The sequence below is a fragment of the Paenibacillus sp. UASWS1643 genome (genome assembly GCF_008693195.1).
GTDB lineage: Bacteria > Bacillota > Bacilli > Paenibacillales > Paenibacillaceae > Paenibacillus > Paenibacillus amylolyticus_B.
The window spans coordinates 71,661-88,049 of record NZ_VXKZ01000097.1 but is presented as its reverse complement, the minus strand read 5'-3'; the positions used below and the strand labels follow the sequence as shown (position 1 = coordinate 88,049).

The following is a 16,389-nucleotide window of genomic DNA, read 5'->3' as shown; positions in this document are numbered from 1 at the left end:
CATGAAGAAGCCGGGTGTACTCATCATCAGTCACGGTTCACAGGAGCAGACCTGGGTGGAATCCGTCGATGACGCGATCTCCCGGTTGAATCTGCCTATACCATTACCGGTTGAAGCCGGTTTTCTTGAACTTGTGGAAGGACGCCTGATCCAGGACGGTATCGACCGACTGGAAGCACAAGGCGTAACCGATATTCTGGTCGTACCTCTATTTGTTTCGTCCGGGAGTACACATGTGGATGAAATTGAATACGCCATTGGTGCAAAGGAAACACCTGATCGCGAAACGGATCTGGAACCGTTCGATGTGAAGGCTCGGGTTCACTTCGGTTATCCAGTGGATAACGATCCGGATATTGCCGTGATGGTGTGGGACAAAGTCCGATTACTGTCGCAGCAACCGGAGAAGGAAACGATCCTGCTTGTAGGCCATGGGAGTATTCATGATGGTTTTCGTGAGCGTTGGGAAGCTGGAATTTCTTCCCTTGCAGAGCTTGTACAGGAAGTTAGTGGTGTAGCCCATACGGATTATGCATTGCTGAATCCGGAGAGTGTGTACAACAAAGTGAAGTACTGGAGCGAAGAGCGGGGGAACCGAGTCATTGTGGCGCCGCTGTTTTTGAGTGCCGGTTATTTCACGAGGAACGTTATCCCGGATCGGCTGCAGGAGCTGGACTATGTGTACAGCGGTGAGACACTATTGCCACATCCATTGCTTGGGCAGTGGCTGGAGCGCCAGATCCAGATTTTGCTGGAGAGATGTAATGAGGTTAAAGCTTCTTCATGAAGTGATCGCTTTTGCATAGGTATGTGATCACATCGCTCGCAGTAATGTCGCATCAAGTGATTTGAACTCCATAGCTCTATAAACAATTAAACCACGTCGAAGGACGTGGTTTTTGTTTGTTGTAGATCACTTGAAAGAGATTGGGCTATCCATTAATGGGTGCGTGCAATTGCAGATGTAGCTCCAGTAAACCTATCAATTGGTCAACGATCTCCTCGGCCGGATAAGGCATGGAATTCATAATCCACCACTCCAGGAGGCCCACAGCAGCGGAAGCAAGAAACTGTATGGTAATCTCTTTTTTCATACCTTCCTGGATGCCACAGGCATCCATCTGTTCCTCCACTCCCTGGACCAACAATGTCATCAACTTACTACGGAATGCCGGAATACCTTTTTTGGTTAGAAGTGTGGTATAGGTAGTGGCATGCTGTTCCAGATAACGGAAAGTTCTGAGCAGCGCATCCTTGGCCGTAACGGGTGTTGTAGTAGAGCTTTCGATCATACAGGCATCCAACAACTGCTGCAAATAGGTCTCAATGCATTGATCCAACAGGTCGAACTTGTCAGCGTAATGCAAATAGATGGTTCCTCGGTTTACATTAGCTCGATCAGCAATTTCGTTTATCGTAATCTGCTCAAAATCCTGTTCCTCCAGTAACCCCACAAAAGCTTCAATTATCGCCTTTCGTGTCTTGAGTACTCGTCTGTCCATGGCCCCTCCTATGATGGTTTTCAACAATAAGGAATCATTCGTTGATTATTCAACAAAAACGGATATTTTAACGATTGAAGCACAGTAGGTGCTTTGTTACTCTTATTTTATCAACAAATGTTCATAAAGCAACGAATATTGATAATATATGAAATAGAGGGATAACCAATGAAGATATTAGTGTATGGTGCGGGTGTTTTGGGCAGTCAACTGGCGCACGTTCTGGTGCGCGGTGGCAATGATGTCACTCTTCTGGCTAGAGGGAAGCGAGCGGAAGAGCTGGAGAAGGATGGAGTCATCATCCGGCATATGTTTCAATTCAAAACGACAGTTGATCCGGTTCGGGTAACCAGAACGTTGGAAGTGGATGACCAATATGATCTTATTTTTGTTGTCATGAAATATAATGATTTTCCTTCTGTGTTACCTATTCTGGCAGACAATCAGAGCAGCAATATTGTGATTGTGGGAAACAACGCAGATGCACGAAGCATGCAAAACTTTTTGGAGGAAAACAGCAAGGTGGCAAAACAGGTCGCGTTTGGATTCCAGGTGAGTGGAGGGAAGCGTGAAAAGGACCGCATGTTATCGATTGGTGGGGGTGGCGGACAAATGGTGATTGGCAGTCTGGACGGTGAGATAGGCTTTAAACCTTTGCTGGAGCAAGCTTTCCAACATGTGAAATACAAGTTGAATGTTCTGAGCGATATTGATGCCTGGCTGAAAAGCCATATCATCCCCATTCTGATGCTTAATGCGGTGAGCTTTAATGAGGAGCGTGAGTTGATCAAGTTGGACGGGAACAGAAAGCAAATCCAACATATGATTAGGGCGATGGATGAAGGCTTCAGCGTGCTTGAAGCTATGGGCATAACGATTATACCGGAGATTCAGGCTAAAATGATTCGCAAGCATCAACGGATGTTATACCTTCTGTTGAAGATCTATAGCATGCTTCCGGTTCATAAGCTGGTCGCGGGTTCTTTTGGAGAGATTGAGGCGTTAAATAATGCATTTACCGATTGGAAAAAGACAACAGGCATCCCGACTCCCCATTGGGACGTGCTGAAAAGAGATTTTACTATCCTTAAATGAAGTATTGCTCATTCCCTGCATACCGACTACAATAAAACCAACTAATAAAATGGGGATAGGGAGATATAGAGATCTCGTTCTCGCTTGGCTGGGTAGGCGCAGGTTATGTATTCTCCATTATGCTTCTCGCGGCTGCAAGCGCGGCGCTGCTGGGTTATTGTGTAGGCTGCACCGTCTATTTCTGGTATAAACAGCTGCTTGCAGGGCGGAAAATCGGATTTTGAGGTTGGCTAAAGAAGTGATACAGGTATCCGGGATACTACGATAGCTTCATAACGAAATCCCCCTCAAGTGAGCTGCTCACTATGAGGGGATTTTTTTACCTAAACCAAGCTTTGTTCAGATTGTTGGTAAAATTGTTATCGTTGAAAGGCACGTTGGCGCTACCGAAGTCCGTCGTGTTGAGTGCATTTCGTGCCGCAGAAGTCAGATCGTCCCATCCGATCAAAGGCTGAGTTCCACCCACAGCATTAGTAACGCCAAGCTCATGGTTCAGCGGCCAGGTACTATTATAGGAAATCAACGGATTGTTTCCTTGTGTGTTGGTATTGCTCGGTGAGACGTTAGTGAACTGTCCGTGACCGGAATACGCGATGGAGAGGATTTGAGGATTGGCCGCTGCCGGATTATCTACCCACACGACGATTCCTTCCCAATCATGGCGATGGCCGAGTCCAGTGGAAGGGGAGTCTTTGGGAAAATACCATGAATACATAATGGCCCATACTCCATTGTGCCATGCGGAACGGGAGTAGACCTGGCCTGTACTTGAGCTGCAGTTTCCATTGGATGACCCGGAAGTGTTCAAGCCAGCACTGGTGTTGCCCTGTTGATCCACTGCGGGGAAAGGTACGCAACCATGATAGACTTTCAGAAAAGGCTGAAAACGCTTGGCTGCTTGTTGCGTTACGGTAACAGGCGTAACTTCCTGGAATCCGACAACCTGATCATGATTAATTTCTGCCGCTTCAATAACGGTGACCCAAGGAATACAGGCCATAAGCGAAACCATGAACATTAACACAATTTTTTTCATTTACACTTCTCCTTCACGGGTATGATGTGGTGCTGAGTTGAGGGTGCACTAAAACTATATTGGAAAAAGGTTTATGTTATTTATCTTTTCATCTTAAGAATTGTAAATTTGTAGCATATCTATGTCATAATCATATGAAGATCATCGAAATCAAAGACTAATTCCTGTCCAAGCGGGCAGAATGGTTGATTAATGAGACTATTTTACATAAAAGGTAGTGGGAAAGATTCAGGATCAGTGCGTGAGGTTTATTGGATAATGGATGGATTAGTGGGTACCTATATGAAAAAATATACTTATGGATTACAGGCTAGGACATCTTTACATTTGATGATATGATAGGAGTTAAAGGCTTTGGAATGAGACGGAATTCCTGATGCATAGATATAGGTAAGACGAAAGATTAGAGCAACATTAACGGAAGTTCATTATTGTGTAAAAAATATGCCCTTTTGTGGACTGATGCAACGTAAGAATATGAGGTCGTTTAGACTCATGGATAATGTGGAATAGGTGGCGTATGAGATGAAAAAAGCTCGCTTAATATATAATCCGACCTCAGGCCGGGAAGAAATGAAGAAACGTCTGGCTGATATTTTGCAGCGTTTGGATCAAGGTGGTATTGAAGCTTCATGTCACGCAACAACGGGTGAAGGCGACGCAACCCGCGAAGCCGAACTCGCAATTGAACGCGGATATGACATGATTATTGCTGCTGGCGGCGATGGCACGTTGTATGAAGTCATTAACGGTATGGCAGAGAGGGAGAACCGTCCTCCGCTGGGTGTGTTTCCTTTGGGGACGACGAATGATTTTGCACGGGCACTCGGCATTCCGAGACAGTGGGAAGATTACGTGGATCTGGTCATTAACCAGCAGCTTCGTCCGCTCGATCTGGGCAAAGCAAATGATAAATATTTTATCAACATCGCCGGTGGCGGCTCATTAACTGAACTGACCTATGAGGTGCCGAGTCGTCTGAAAACGATGATTGGGCAACTGGCCTATTATATGAAGGGTATTGAGAAAATGGCGAGCCTGTCTCCCCAGGAGCTGATTATTCGCGCCGACGGTCAGGAAGAGATTCATGATGAATTCATGTTATTCCTCATCGCCAATACCAATTCGGTCGGGGGCTTCGAGAAGTTGGCTCCGGGTGCAACCATTGATGATGGTCTGTTCGATGTGATTGGTGTCCGCAAATGTAATCTGGCCGATATGATCCGCCTCGTAACACTCGCGCTGCGTGGGGAGCATCTGAACGACAAGAAAGTGGTTCATTTCCAGACGAGTCATATGGAAGTTACGTCCCCGGGATATGTACAACTGAACCTCGATGGAGAGTTGGGCGGCACATTGCCAGCAAAATTTACGAATTTGCGTCATCATCTGATGTTGTATCGTTAAAATATTAAAAAGAAAGAAGTGAATGTACGTTGTCTAATACGAACCGTAGCGGTCGTGGAAAAAACCGCCGGAATTCGGCTGCCTCTCAGGGGCAAGGGAACGCTTCAGCGTTCCGTCAGCCAAGTCAATCATCTCGTCCATCACCACGTCAGCAAGGAAAAGAGGTGCGGCCACAAGGCGCATCTCTTTCTGCCGTTCGTCCAAAGGGGAGAACGCGTGAATCTGCACCAATCGAAGGACTGCCTGTTAGCAAAAATGAAGAGGCCGTCATCGACATCATTGGTATGAACCATGACGGTGAGGGTGTAGGTCGTGCGAATGGATACACGCTCTTTGTGCAGGGTGCGCTTCCAGGTGAAACCGTACGTGTTCGCGTGATGAAAACCAAGAAGCAGTACGGCTACGCCAAGTTACTGGAGATCGTGAAGGCAAGCCCGGATCGTGTATCCGCGCCTTGCCCGATCTACGATCAGTGCGGCGGCTGCCAGATCCAGCATATGAGTTATGCCGGACAGCTTGCGTGGAAACGCCAGTTGGTCGTCGATAATTTGCAGCGAATTGGCAAGTTGAACGTGATGGTGGAGGATGCAGAGACGTTGGCATCCAACGCGCGGAACGATAAAGAGGGCGCCGAACAGCGTGTGCATGATGACGCTTCAGTTGGTGAGGCGAAGCTGGAGGAACGGTTGGAACATGATGCGAATCAGACAACTGAACCAGCTACATCTGAAGTACAAATGATTGGCAGCAATCGTATTCGACTTCGCCTCGAAGGTGTCATGAACGAAGAAGATACGGAGCACGGCATTCGCGTACTGCCTACGATGGGTATGGACGAGCCGTGGCGCTATCGGAATAAAGCACAGGTGCCAATTGGCGTTACCGAGGGTGGTCTGGTAGGTGGTTTTTACGCTAAAGGAAGCCATCGGATCATCGATATGGAGAGCTGCCTCATTCAGCATGAGCACAATGACGAAGTGGTTGCGAAGGTGAAAGAGATCGGCAGTCATTTTGGAATTAGCGCATATAACGAAGAGACAGGTCGCGGCCTGCTGCGCCATGTGGTCGTGAAGAAGGCGTTCCGTACAGGCGAGATGATGCTTGTTCTGGTTACGAATGGTCGAGACATTCCGTACAAAGACGAATGGATTGGCAGTATCCGTGAAGCCATTCCGCATGTGGCGAGCATCTGCCAGAACGTGAACAAGAAGCAGACTAACGTTATCTTTGGCGATGAGACCCGCCTCCTGTGGGGACGTGATGTAATCTATGATTATATCGGTGATGTGCAGTTTGCCATCTCGGCACGTTCGTTCTACCAGGTGAATCCGGTGCAGACGGAAGTACTGTATGGCAAAACGGTAGAGTACGCCGGACTGACCGGCAAAGAAACCGTAATTGATGCCTATTGTGGCATCGGGACGATCTCTCTTTTCCTCGCACAACATGCGGATCAGGTGTACGGGGTAGAGATCGTGCCTGAAGCGATTGAAGATGCTCGCAGCAATGCGCTCTTGAACGAGATGAAAAACGTGAAATTCGAAGTTGGCGCATCCGAGGACGTTATTCCGCGCTGGAAAGAACAAGGTATCGAAGCAGACGTAATTGTTGTCGATCCACCGCGTAAGGGCTGCGATCCACGTTTGCTGGAGACGATCCTGGAGATGAAGCCAGAGCGCGTGGTGTATGTGAGCTGTAATCCGAGTACGCTGGCACGTGATCTTCGTGTGCTGGAGGATGGCGGATATCGAACGGTTGAGGTAACGCCAGTGGATATGTTCCCGCATACAGTACATGTGGAGAGTGTAGCGATGTTGGTTAGGGTGTAGTGTTTTGAAGCTACATTTACCTGTTTTAATATAGCTAATTAGCCCGAGGCTTCTAAAGCTCGGGCTATAATTGTTTTAACCGAAGTCATTCATTCAGCGAAGGGTATTTGATGAGGCTTCCGTTCGTCGGATGATAGTTTTATATAATCATTAGTAGAGTTGATGTTGGTCTGAATATCCAGTTTTCCAGTTTATCCGTTTTTAATAGCTTTGTGTTGTTCAGTGTTTTCTAATGCCACAGTAAGACGTGGCAAAGGTATGCCTAACTTTTTTGCTTCTCTCACAACTTCAAGTACCGCAAAACCGGCTTTACTATTGTTGTATTCAATGAAAAGTCGTGGTAAGCTGCCCTTTGCAAAAATAACCTTGTTAAACAGCGTGCCGAGAAGTGCTGGTGGAATCTTGGTCAACAGTAGAGTAATCGCGTCCATCTTTGCGCCTCTTGCTTTAAGTACAGGGGTCATTTCCCGCATACTCTTACCGACATTTGCGAATGAGTCACTATGATTCAAGACTGCTGGGAAACTTCCTCGTTTTAACACCTCGGTCTCCATCGCCGCATTCATGGCAAAATGATTCCATAGCCAGCTTTGCATATCTTTTGTCCAATTGATTTTAAAATGGGCGCTTTCAAATAGTTCTTTGACCTTGTTGTTTATCTGTTCCGTGCCTACCCGTGGTTTTTCCAGAAATATCGTTTTTAAAAAGCCGCCCCTAAGCTTATTGTCCTCAATGCCGCCTCCTGCTCCTGGGAACCCAAAGACAACATTGTTCATAGACAAGGGCAAGATCGATGATTTTAAATCCTGCCAAATATTATTGAATATAAGGATCGGGGTGTTACCCGCGGTAGTCGATAGTAATTGTGCTGCTTCGGGAAGTTGCTTCGTGTTGACACTTGCAATAATGAGATCGTAATTTGGGCTTATCTCCTCATGCAGTTTGATGTTCCAGCTTTCTTGGATTAACTGTTTCCCTCTTCGTGCGTCCCACATTTCAAGCGCTATATGACTTCCGAGGGTTTCTTTTCTCCCTTTTCTAACGTAAAACTCAACGGTATGCCCTGCCTTTTCAAAAGCCCAAGCATACTGGGTCGATATGACACCTCTACCAAAGAATAAAATTCTCATATTACCTCCTAAAAAATATTTTAATCCTTGTTGATGATCCAACAACGTGTTGTATAATGTTATTGTATTGATTCACTATACGGTCATCAACCATCAGATTTTTAATATCTGTCGTATAATTGATTGAACAGCAGACGGAGGCAATAATGAAAAAGCAACCTGAAATTACGGACAAAACAAGGCAGACATTTATAAATGTATTCTGTGATTTATATAGTCGAAAACCCATCGAAAAAATATCCATACAAGAGATCGCTAACCAATCAGGATATAATCGGAGTACATTTTATCAATACTTTACAGATATCTATGAGTTGTTGGACTGCGTTGAAGAGCGTGTTTTGAAATCCATTAACGAGGAAATGGCAGGCAGAGAGTTTTCTACACATACGTTCCAGGATGCACTTCAATGCTTGGAAAATGCAGAGGACATTTCAATTCTGAAAGCCCTCTTGGGCGACTATGGTTCTGTTCATTTTGTGGAACGCTTGAAAAGAGAAATTCCCTTTGAGCGATTGATTGTGGATTTTTCAACAGATGATGTCTTGGCACCATATATCATTGAGTTTTACATTTCAACATTAATATCTATGTTTCGTCTTTGGATACGCAACGACAAAGATCTATCATCAGAAGAATTGGTCAAGCTGATCGATAGCCTATTTGCAAGGGGGATAACACCGTATCATATCTTTGGCGCGTTCAATCCGAAGCGCTCTGATTTGAATACAAAGTAAAAGGACGAGGAGAAGGAGAATAAGGGCCTGACTATAACAGATTCCCTGGTACGAGGGTCGCTTCCGTAATCATTTTGCAAGAGCCTGTTATTATACCGTCAGCACTCATCCCATGTGGAGTCGGTGGCGATGTTGGTTAGAAACTAACATAAACAGAAGGGGTTCGAGATTTATACATAATTCTCGAACCCCTTCTTGTCTTTGTTTCAATACCATTCATTTACTACAGTAGTCTAAAACTCCTCACTCCATCATCCCAAGCGGTAATTAGTACACATGCACACCCGCACCAACTACTGACTTGTTTTGTACGGAATTACCGGATAGATATACCTTTTGCAGATTAGGCAGCTGACTTAGGGTCTCGATATTGGAAATGGCATCGTTCTCGAGATGAAGCTCTTCTATGGCCTGCCAGTTACTCATGAATTCGAGAGAAGCCAAATTGCTATCTTGCAGAGTGAAGGAACGTAGAGCGGACATGTTGGCAAAGTAAGGCATCATCTGGTCAACTTCAGTAACAGAGGTGTTGTTTATGCTGAAATATGGCTGCTCTAAGGTCAAATGTTCAAGCACGCCGTTCTCTGCGGCCGATTTTTGCTCAAAATTCAGTCTGCACTCGGAGCACATCAGAGATTTCACCTGCTTTAAACGAAATAAAGCATCGCTCTCCTTATATAGTGAAGAGTCGTAAATGTTCAGAGTCTCTAGACGAGGCAAGCCGTCCAGGGCACCAAGACGGGTTATTTCATCGATCTCCGAGAGCGAGAGTTGCTCCAGTTTCGGGAATTTCCCCAGCGCAGCCAAGTTCAATTCCCCGCTTCCGCCACGGAGCGTCAGACGGGTTGTAGCCGGGGCCTTTAGCCCAGTGAGAAAGGAGCTTGGAATTTCCACTCGCCCCACATTAGGCAATGTCAGCGCTTCTGCTTTCTCGTAGTAACCGGACAACGTTAATTCCCGCAGAGAGGGCAGACTGTTTATGGCCTTTACCGAACTAAGCTGACTTAGAGAAGCCAGACGTAGTGTAGTAATGGAGGCCTTGTCGGCCAAGGGCTCCAGGCTTGAGAAGTTTACGTTTTCGAGATCAAGTGTTTGTAGAGCAGGCATATTTTGTACAAAGTCGATGGACTTTACATTCGTTAAAAAGGATAGCTGAAGCTCCTGAAGCTGGGTCAAGGCGTACAGCGGCTGCAGGTCTGTGGTTTCACTGTACTGTATGGATAAGGATGACAGCCCGGTCATGGAGGACAACCATCCCAGTTCATCGACAAAGGTGAGCGACAGGGACTTGAGCGGTAGCTTGTTCAACAGAAAGAAATCTGTTACGGATTCATCCACATAGGTAATCGATAACGAGCTCAGATTAGGAAACTCCAGCAGCATGGCCAATTCCTGATTGCTGCGAAGTTGAGTGGAAAGCTCCGTAATTTTAGTTTTGTCGCCAAAGTAGCCCGAAAATGTACTAAAGGATTCGTTAAAAGCGCCTCCATAACTTTTTAATCCGGACATATGGGCAAAAGTGGTTTGGTCCGTCTGGGAGATTTCATAGTTATTCGTCAGGTCCAATGCCGTCAGTCCCTTAAAAGCTTCAAAATCTCGCTGATCAATCCGCTGGCTATTCAGTTTCTTGTCCTGAGTAACATAAGTGATTTTCTCGGCCTGTTCATCGCTGAAGGGATCGGAGAGGCTATATGTAAATGTCCACTGATCATTCTCCGAATGCTCTACGGTTAAATAGCGAATACGAGCCAATTCCTCCTCTGTTGGCAAGGCAGACCCTTTATCGAAGATATCTCGCAAAAAGGAGAGCAGAACCTCACTTTCGGGCATCTTTCGTACAGGCAGATTGGCTTCTGTTTTTGAATAGGTGGAGCTGTTGCTATAATAAAAATATGTACCGATGGCGCCTGATATGACAAGCAGCAGGACCAATAACAGCCTTAGGGGGATGGAGACGGAGACGGACGGCTTCGGCGTCGCCTCAGGAACTGTCCCGTGGTAATGATTAATGGTCTGGTCTACGTAATAGACATGATTTTGCTTCAATAAAAGCTCTGTTTCACAATAGGGGCACTTTAAAATCTCACCCTCCTTGTATTCAATTCTTCCATTGCAATTGGGACAGTTTAACGGGATAAACGCCACGAATGTCCTCTCCTTCATTTCATTATGATGTTCATAAGATCATGCTGAACGGTGATCTGCTTTCATTATACCTTGTGAATTTACGTTTGATGAGAGAAAGGAGTTTCACATAGCGAAGGAGTAGGGAATCCAGCTCCTTTTTGATCTTCTTTAAGTAGGGCAGAGGGGAGGCATTAGACATCATCAAGCGAACTGCTGCCTTTACCGGGACGGTTTATTTATTATTGGAGCTGCCTATTCTAAAGGAAAATAAAATTACGATTGCTCGTGAGCAAAAATCATTCATTGAATGATGTTATAGGCACGTTAACTGTGGGGATTTTCACGGTGATCTGTATGGTTGTTATGCTCACAAGTTTTGAAGTAAAGAGCGAAGTTATGCGATTTCTACTTGGTCCATTATCCATATCAGGCTTTGGTGTAGGGATGACCATTTTGTGCGTATCTGTAATTAAACATTTGAAGCCTGAGGTGTAGTGTATAGATAGATCAGGATGGATGAAACAATCGTTTACTTTTTTAAGAGCAGGTTGCAGGGTGAACTGGTTAGTTACATCTTGCTTTGGCTGGCAAGTTATCTTCTGGATAACCTGCCGATTATCTTTTTCCGCAATCGCATATTCTTATATCCTTAATCAATTCAATCTACGGCAAAATGCACGACTGCACTATATAACATTTTGGTGCGAATAGGATCAAATGTTACTTGATGTTGGACTTGCTTCACACGCAGCATCAGCGCTTTATTGATTTCAATTCGTTCTTCAATCACTCGCGCCAGTTCATGAAAGTCATAAGCCTGCAAGCATTCGACTTTATCTTCAATTATATCCAGTGAGATTTCCATATTTAAGTCATGCCTCCTCCAAATGTCGATCTGCAGGTTAAATACCTGCCGAGCTTCATTTTAGAGGAGCTTTTCCAGTTCGGCAAGAGCAATCGGGCTGAAAATCTAATAAAGACGTGATAGAATCTGGAAAGGGCAATTCCAGATTCAACGAACTTTCATCATTAATCTGAAGATCCAATGGAAGTAATAACAGATACTGCTGTTTGAACAAAGTTACATTTGCATGGTATAAGTGAAGAAGCTGATAGGCAAGCAGATGCATGAGTTACGTAATTTACTGTTTTTACTATTAATGAGGACAAAGACTGTCCTGGAATGTATAGAGGAGCTTTTGAGATGACAAAGGAAAACTTTTGGCGTGAATTGCCACGACCATTTTTTATACTGGCACCCATGGAAGATGTGACGGATGTTGTGTTTCGGCATGTCGTAGGTGAAGCGGGCAGACCGGATGTGTTTTTTACGGAGTTTGCGAACACAGAGAGTTATTGTCACCCGGAGGGGCACCATAGTGTGCGCGGGCGTCTGACATTTACAGCGGACGAACAGCCGATTGTAGCTCATATCTGGGGAGATAAACCGGAATTCTTTCGTGAGATGAGTATCGGTATGGCGAAAGAAGGATTTAAAGGCATCGATATCAATATGGGCTGTCCGGTAGCGAATGTAGCCGAGAATGGAAAAGGAAGCGGATTGATCTGCCGGCCAGCCCTTGCGGCGGAGATTATTCAGGCGGCGAAAGCCGGGGGGCTGCCGGTCAGTGTAAAAACGCGTCTTGGATTTACTGAGGTCGATGAATGGCGCGACTGGTTAACTCATATTTTGCAGCAAGACATCGTGAATCTGTCCATTCACTTGCGGACGAGAGAAGAAATGAGCAAAGTAGACGCTCACTGGGAACTGATTCCGGAGATTAAAAAACTTCGTGATGAGATAGCTCCTAATACATTGCTGACGATTAATGGGGATATTCCTGACCGTGAAACAGGCCTGAGACTCGTGGAGCAATATGGTGTGGATGGTATTATGATTGGACGCGGTATCTTCCAGAATCCGTTTGCTTTTGAGAAGGAGCCGAAGGAACACAGCAGTGAGGAATTGCTTGATCTGCTACGGCTGCATCTGGACCTGCATGATCAATATTCCGAGCTTGAACCGCGTTCGTTCAGCCCGCTCGCCCGTTTTTTCAAAATCTATGTTCGTGGCTTCCGCGGTGCTAGTGAGCTGAGAAACAGCTTGATGAACGCCAAAACCACTTCTAAAGTACGCGAATTGCTCAATGAGTTTGAAAGTAATGAACAGGTGGAGTAGAGTAAGCCGTAATCATGGATACGAAGTATGATTCAGGTAGATTTAATAAAAAAAAGAAGCGGTAACTTTTCCGCTTCTTTTTTTGCTTTGCTGTTTAACGCGTATACTCTGGCTTCTCTATAGCAGTTGGCTGAGGATTGGCAAGCACCCATAATACCGCCAACTCAGATAATCTGGCAGGCGCATCAAAATCGTATCCATTGTGAAGTCTGCTGACCAAATCTGCTGCCTCTTGGAGAAGTGCAGGAGCTAGTGGCGTACCAGAGCCCAGGTGACGAATCAGTGCATCCAGCATCTTGCGATACTCCGCATCCCAGTTTCCACCGCCATTATCCAATACTTCATGGGACACACGTCCTGTGATGCGAATGACCTCTCCCTGCACCGTTTGAGCGTGGCCTTGGGCCGGGATGAGATATTCCCACAGCTCTTGGTGCTGTTTGGTCCAAGTGGTTGCCTTTACCTGAATGGGGGTAGTCCCATCGTGCATGATCCGATTCACTACCGGCTCGACATCAAATAACTGGTACAGTTTGATCAGCGCGTCTGAAACTTCATCGACCTTGTCCTTATTGAACTTCTCGCGGACGAATTCAAAATCCTTACCGATCCGCTTCACCGATTCTTTCATATCCGGGGTGACCGATGCTCCGGCAACCAGCAGAATTGCGGCAATCTCTGCCAGATTGACTATATCGCTATTCTGGCAATTGACTAAGCCCTTGGCTAGTGGCGTATTTCCCTGTTTATTTTCTACGTTAATCGTAGCGCCTTGGTTTACCAATGCTTGAACCACTGTGGTTCTATATCCACTGACCGCTGCATGTAACGGTGTTTCATTTTGGTAGTCCACAGCGTCCAGATCCGCACCTAATTCAAGGAACAGGGGTACATTTCCTGACCAGTGTGAGGCATGGGCATGTAAGGGAGTGCGTTGATATTTGTCGCGTGCATTAATATCTGCCCCTTGCTCTGCCAGCCAGCGGACCACTTCATCCGATATTTGACGAAAGCTGAGGGTCGTACCTTTGCTGTATCCCCCACGGGCATCCCATTCGCATTGCTCGAAAACCTCTTTTACGGTAGCGATATCATTATCTTTAACGAGTTTTTCCATATGAGCAGGTAAGGTTGCTTTCTTCGTAGCCATTACACTCTTCCTCTCTTTTGTGAATAACAACGTATCTTCCAATGGTAGGCTATGACGATTTAATAGTAAGTAGATAATTTTCTGCAATTTTATCACATAGGGAATTTTAAAACCAATAACTGGGTTTCTTCCATCGTCAATTTGTTTTGCTATGTTATAATTTAGATGAATGTTGATACTGGAGACGGATTGAAAAATATTAGAGATGATCACCGCAATTTATGCGGTAGGCTTTTGATAATAGGAGGATTTATGTCCTGGAGCAAATTGAAGCAACAACTGGAGAGTTTTCTTAGTCCTGCGTTAGTTGGAAGGGTGGAGTACCGTGCTACCAGCTATCGCTATTCACCTGATAAATCAGGCAATTGTTATATCACTGTAGATAAAAAGAATGTACTCAACATGAGCGATACTACAACCCCAATCCGATGGTATCAGACAGAGCAGGAGATCAAGAGTGATCCGGAGATCATGATTCCTGTGAGCGATGAAGAGATTGAAGCTATCAGAAAAGATTCCAAAGGACCCGTTCCCGAGGATCGTCTTCAAGTCATGGCAAGAAGTAGAAAAATCTCCGTACATGCCAAAGAACTGTTGTTGGCTCAGACCGCACTCAGTAAATCGAATTTTACCGTTGCAGCTACGACGTATTTATCCACTTCTATAGAGGATAATCTGGAGAGCAAGGATATCTTGTTTAATATTCTGGCTTTAATGGACAGAAGAGTTGGCAAAAAGCGAATTCTGAACATGTCTGAGCAGGTCAAATTAAAGCATCCTGCCGTTCAGTATTTTTATGAACTGCGTCGTCGTACGGTGTGAAATTGAATAACATTTACGGATAGAGGTACACTGTGTCGGTGACGGTTTCACTGAAATCTGCCTGACAAGTGGATATAGCTTTTAACTATAACCAGTTATGGTTTTTAAGTATCCCTTCTAACTGCCCTCAGCGTGATATGATCATTGTATACAACGAGGGGGTTTTTTACATGACTGATAAGTTCCAGATCGTAGGAAGTTTATTGCGGCCGGATGAGCTGCTGAAATATAAAACGCAAATTGAACATAATGATGATATCCAATATCCGTTCTATGAAAACTACGAAGGGTATGAGAAGTGTGAGACGGAGGCAATCAAACAAGTTGTCGCTAAGGAAATCGAACATAACTTGTCCGTTGTTACCGATGGCGAATTTTCTAAATCGATGTGGCATCTGGACTTTGTATGGGGATTTGGCGGCGTGAAGCGTTACATCGCGGATCACGGCTATTTCTTCAGAGATGTGGACGGAACATCGAAATATGAAACACGCAAAGATATTGGACTGCGCATCACTGATAAATTGAGCGGAAAGAATCATCATTTCATTCAGTTGTTCCAACAACTGCAAGACACGGCTGGCGAGCAACAAACGAAACTTTGTGTACCGTCTCCTTCCCATATTTTCGGTGAGCTTTCCTGGTCGGATAACATTGGTGGAACGGATGCTGTATATCAAAACATACAGGAACTCAAAGAGGGTCTTGTGATCGCGTATAAGGAATTCGTGGAGGAATTCGCTGCAGTGGGCGGCAAAATTCTGCAATTCGATGATTGCCTGTGGGAACTGTTTGCAGACGACAACCCGAACTCTCCGTTTACAGGGGAGCATATTAATCAAGATGAAGTATCAGGTCTCGCAACTGAATTTATTGATATTAACAATACCGTGATTGACTTTGGTCACAGTCTTGGCTTGAAAATGTGGACACATAACTGCCGTGGCAATTATGATTCCCGCAACATGGGTGGTGGATCGTATGCCAAAATTGCGAATCTGTTCCTGAAGCAATTGAAGTATGACCGTTTCTTCCTGGAGTGGGATGATGATCGTGCGGGTTCAATTGAAGCTCTGGAAGTGTTCAAGGACAGACCTGAAACGGAAATTGTACTGGGTCTGTTGTCATCCAAAACGAGTACACTCGATGATGAAGCGCGAGTTGTCCGTTTGCTGGACGAAGCTTCCAAAATCATCGATAAGGATCGGCTGCTGCTGTCTCACCAATGCGGCTTTGCATCCTGTGATGGTGGTAACGAATTAAGCGAAGCTCAGCAATGGGCGAAGATTGATCAAGGGCAGAAGATTGCAAAGCAATATTGGGGCAGCACCGTCTAGAATTCAAGCTGAATGTATTGTGACCTTATAAACACATT

Annotated in this window: 15 protein-coding genes; 9 read left to right on the top strand and 6 right to left on the bottom strand. The window is 45.3% G+C overall.

What is annotated here, in order from left to right:
- Position 1 precedes the first annotated feature (1 nt).
- The gene (locus FE296_RS06055) at positions 2–787 is read left to right on the top strand and encodes a sirohydrochlorin chelatase (RefSeq protein ID WP_150364506.1); all 786 of its coding nucleotides are present in this window, start codon (positions 2–4) and stop codon (positions 785–787) included.
- Positions 788–932: 145 nt separating this feature from the next.
- Here the strand turns inward: FE296_RS06055 and FE296_RS06050 are convergent, their stop codons facing one another.
- A complete protein-coding gene (locus FE296_RS06050; protein WP_150364505.1) occupies positions 933–1,502 on the bottom strand; it encodes a TetR/AcrR family transcriptional regulator in 570 nt (189 codons plus the stop codon).
- Between the two features lie 168 nt (positions 1,503–1,670).
- Between FE296_RS06050 and FE296_RS06045 the strand changes: the two genes are divergently transcribed.
- Both FE296_RS06045 and FE296_RS06040 read left to right on the top strand, forming a co-directional pair.
- Positions 1,671–2,597: a ketopantoate reductase family protein gene (locus tag FE296_RS06045; RefSeq protein WP_150364504.1), complete on the top strand. Its 927-nt coding sequence runs from the start codon at positions 1,671–1,673 to the stop codon at positions 2,595–2,597.
- A gap of 65 nt (positions 2,598–2,662) precedes the next feature.
- Positions 2,663–2,821, top strand: a complete 159-nt coding sequence (locus tag FE296_RS06040) for a DUF4395 family protein (RefSeq protein ID WP_317889401.1) — start codon at positions 2,663–2,665, stop codon at positions 2,819–2,821.
- Positions 2,822–2,916: 95 nt separating this feature from the next.
- Here FE296_RS06040 and FE296_RS06035 read toward each other — a convergent pair whose 3' ends face one another.
- Positions 2,917–3,633, bottom strand: a complete 717-nt coding sequence (locus tag FE296_RS06035) for an NPP1 family protein (protein ID WP_150364503.1) — start codon at positions 3,631–3,633, stop codon at positions 2,917–2,919.
- A 525-nt stretch (positions 3,634–4,158) separates the two neighbouring features.
- Between FE296_RS06035 and FE296_RS06030 the strand changes: the two genes are divergently transcribed.
- Both FE296_RS06030 and rlmD read left to right on the top strand, forming a co-directional pair.
- Positions 4,159–5,040, top strand: coding sequence for a diacylglycerol kinase (locus FE296_RS06030; protein ID WP_124118576.1), 882 nt, complete (start codon positions 4,159–4,161; stop codon positions 5,038–5,040).
- Positions 5,041–5,069: 29 nt separating this feature from the next.
- Positions 5,070–6,869: a 23S rRNA (uracil(1939)-C(5))-methyltransferase RlmD gene (gene rlmD, locus FE296_RS06025; RefSeq protein WP_150364502.1), complete on the top strand. Its 1,800-nt coding sequence runs from the start codon at positions 5,070–5,072 to the stop codon at positions 6,867–6,869.
- Between the two features lie 191 nt (positions 6,870–7,060).
- On the opposite strand, the gene FE296_RS06020 is transcribed toward rlmD, so the two are convergent.
- Positions 7,061–8,041 carry a ketopantoate reductase family protein gene (locus FE296_RS06020; protein WP_223868786.1) on the bottom strand — a complete coding sequence of 327 codons (981 nt, stop codon included), beginning with the start codon at positions 8,039–8,041 and terminating at the stop codon, positions 7,061–7,063.
- Between the two features lie 104 nt (positions 8,042–8,145).
- On the opposite strand from FE296_RS06020, the gene FE296_RS06015 reads away from it, so the two are divergent.
- On the top strand, positions 8,146–8,736 hold the full coding sequence (locus tag FE296_RS06015; RefSeq protein WP_150364501.1) for a TetR/AcrR family transcriptional regulator: 591 nt from the start codon (positions 8,146–8,148) through the stop codon (positions 8,734–8,736).
- Positions 8,737–9,003: 267 nt separating this feature from the next.
- Here FE296_RS06015 and FE296_RS06010 read toward each other — a convergent pair whose 3' ends face one another.
- A complete protein-coding gene (locus FE296_RS06010; RefSeq protein WP_223868785.1) occupies positions 9,004–10,782 on the bottom strand; it encodes a leucine-rich repeat domain-containing protein in 1,779 nt (592 codons plus the stop codon).
- 739 nt (positions 10,783–11,521) lie between these two features.
- On the bottom strand, positions 11,522–11,728 hold the full coding sequence (locus tag FE296_RS06005) for a DUF2536 family protein (protein ID WP_150364499.1): 207 nt from the start codon (positions 11,726–11,728) through the stop codon (positions 11,522–11,524).
- Positions 11,729–12,067: 339 nt separating this feature from the next.
- Here FE296_RS06005 and FE296_RS06000 point away from each other — a divergent pair, with 339 nt between their 5' ends.
- On the top strand, positions 12,068–13,042 hold the full coding sequence (locus FE296_RS06000) for a tRNA dihydrouridine synthase (RefSeq protein ID WP_124118585.1): 975 nt from the start codon (positions 12,068–12,070) through the stop codon (positions 13,040–13,042).
- A gap of 94 nt (positions 13,043–13,136) precedes the next feature.
- Here the strand turns inward: FE296_RS06000 and FE296_RS05995 are convergent, their stop codons facing one another.
- A complete protein-coding gene (locus FE296_RS05995; RefSeq protein WP_150364498.1) occupies positions 13,137–14,192 on the bottom strand; it encodes an ankyrin repeat domain-containing protein in 1,056 nt (351 codons plus the stop codon).
- 252 nt (positions 14,193–14,444) lie between these two features.
- Between FE296_RS05995 and FE296_RS05990 the strand changes: the two genes are divergently transcribed.
- Both FE296_RS05990 and FE296_RS05985 read left to right on the top strand, forming a co-directional pair.
- Complete coding sequence (locus FE296_RS05990; protein WP_150364497.1) at positions 14,445–15,014, top strand: SF0329 family protein; 570 nt, start codon at positions 14,445–14,447, stop codon at positions 15,012–15,014.
- Between the two features lie 170 nt (positions 15,015–15,184).
- Positions 15,185–16,351 (top strand): cobalamin-independent methionine synthase II family protein, encoded by a 1,167-nt coding sequence (locus FE296_RS05985; RefSeq protein WP_150364496.1) that lies wholly within the window; start codon positions 15,185–15,187, stop codon positions 16,349–16,351.
- Positions 16,352–16,389 lie beyond the last annotated feature (38 nt).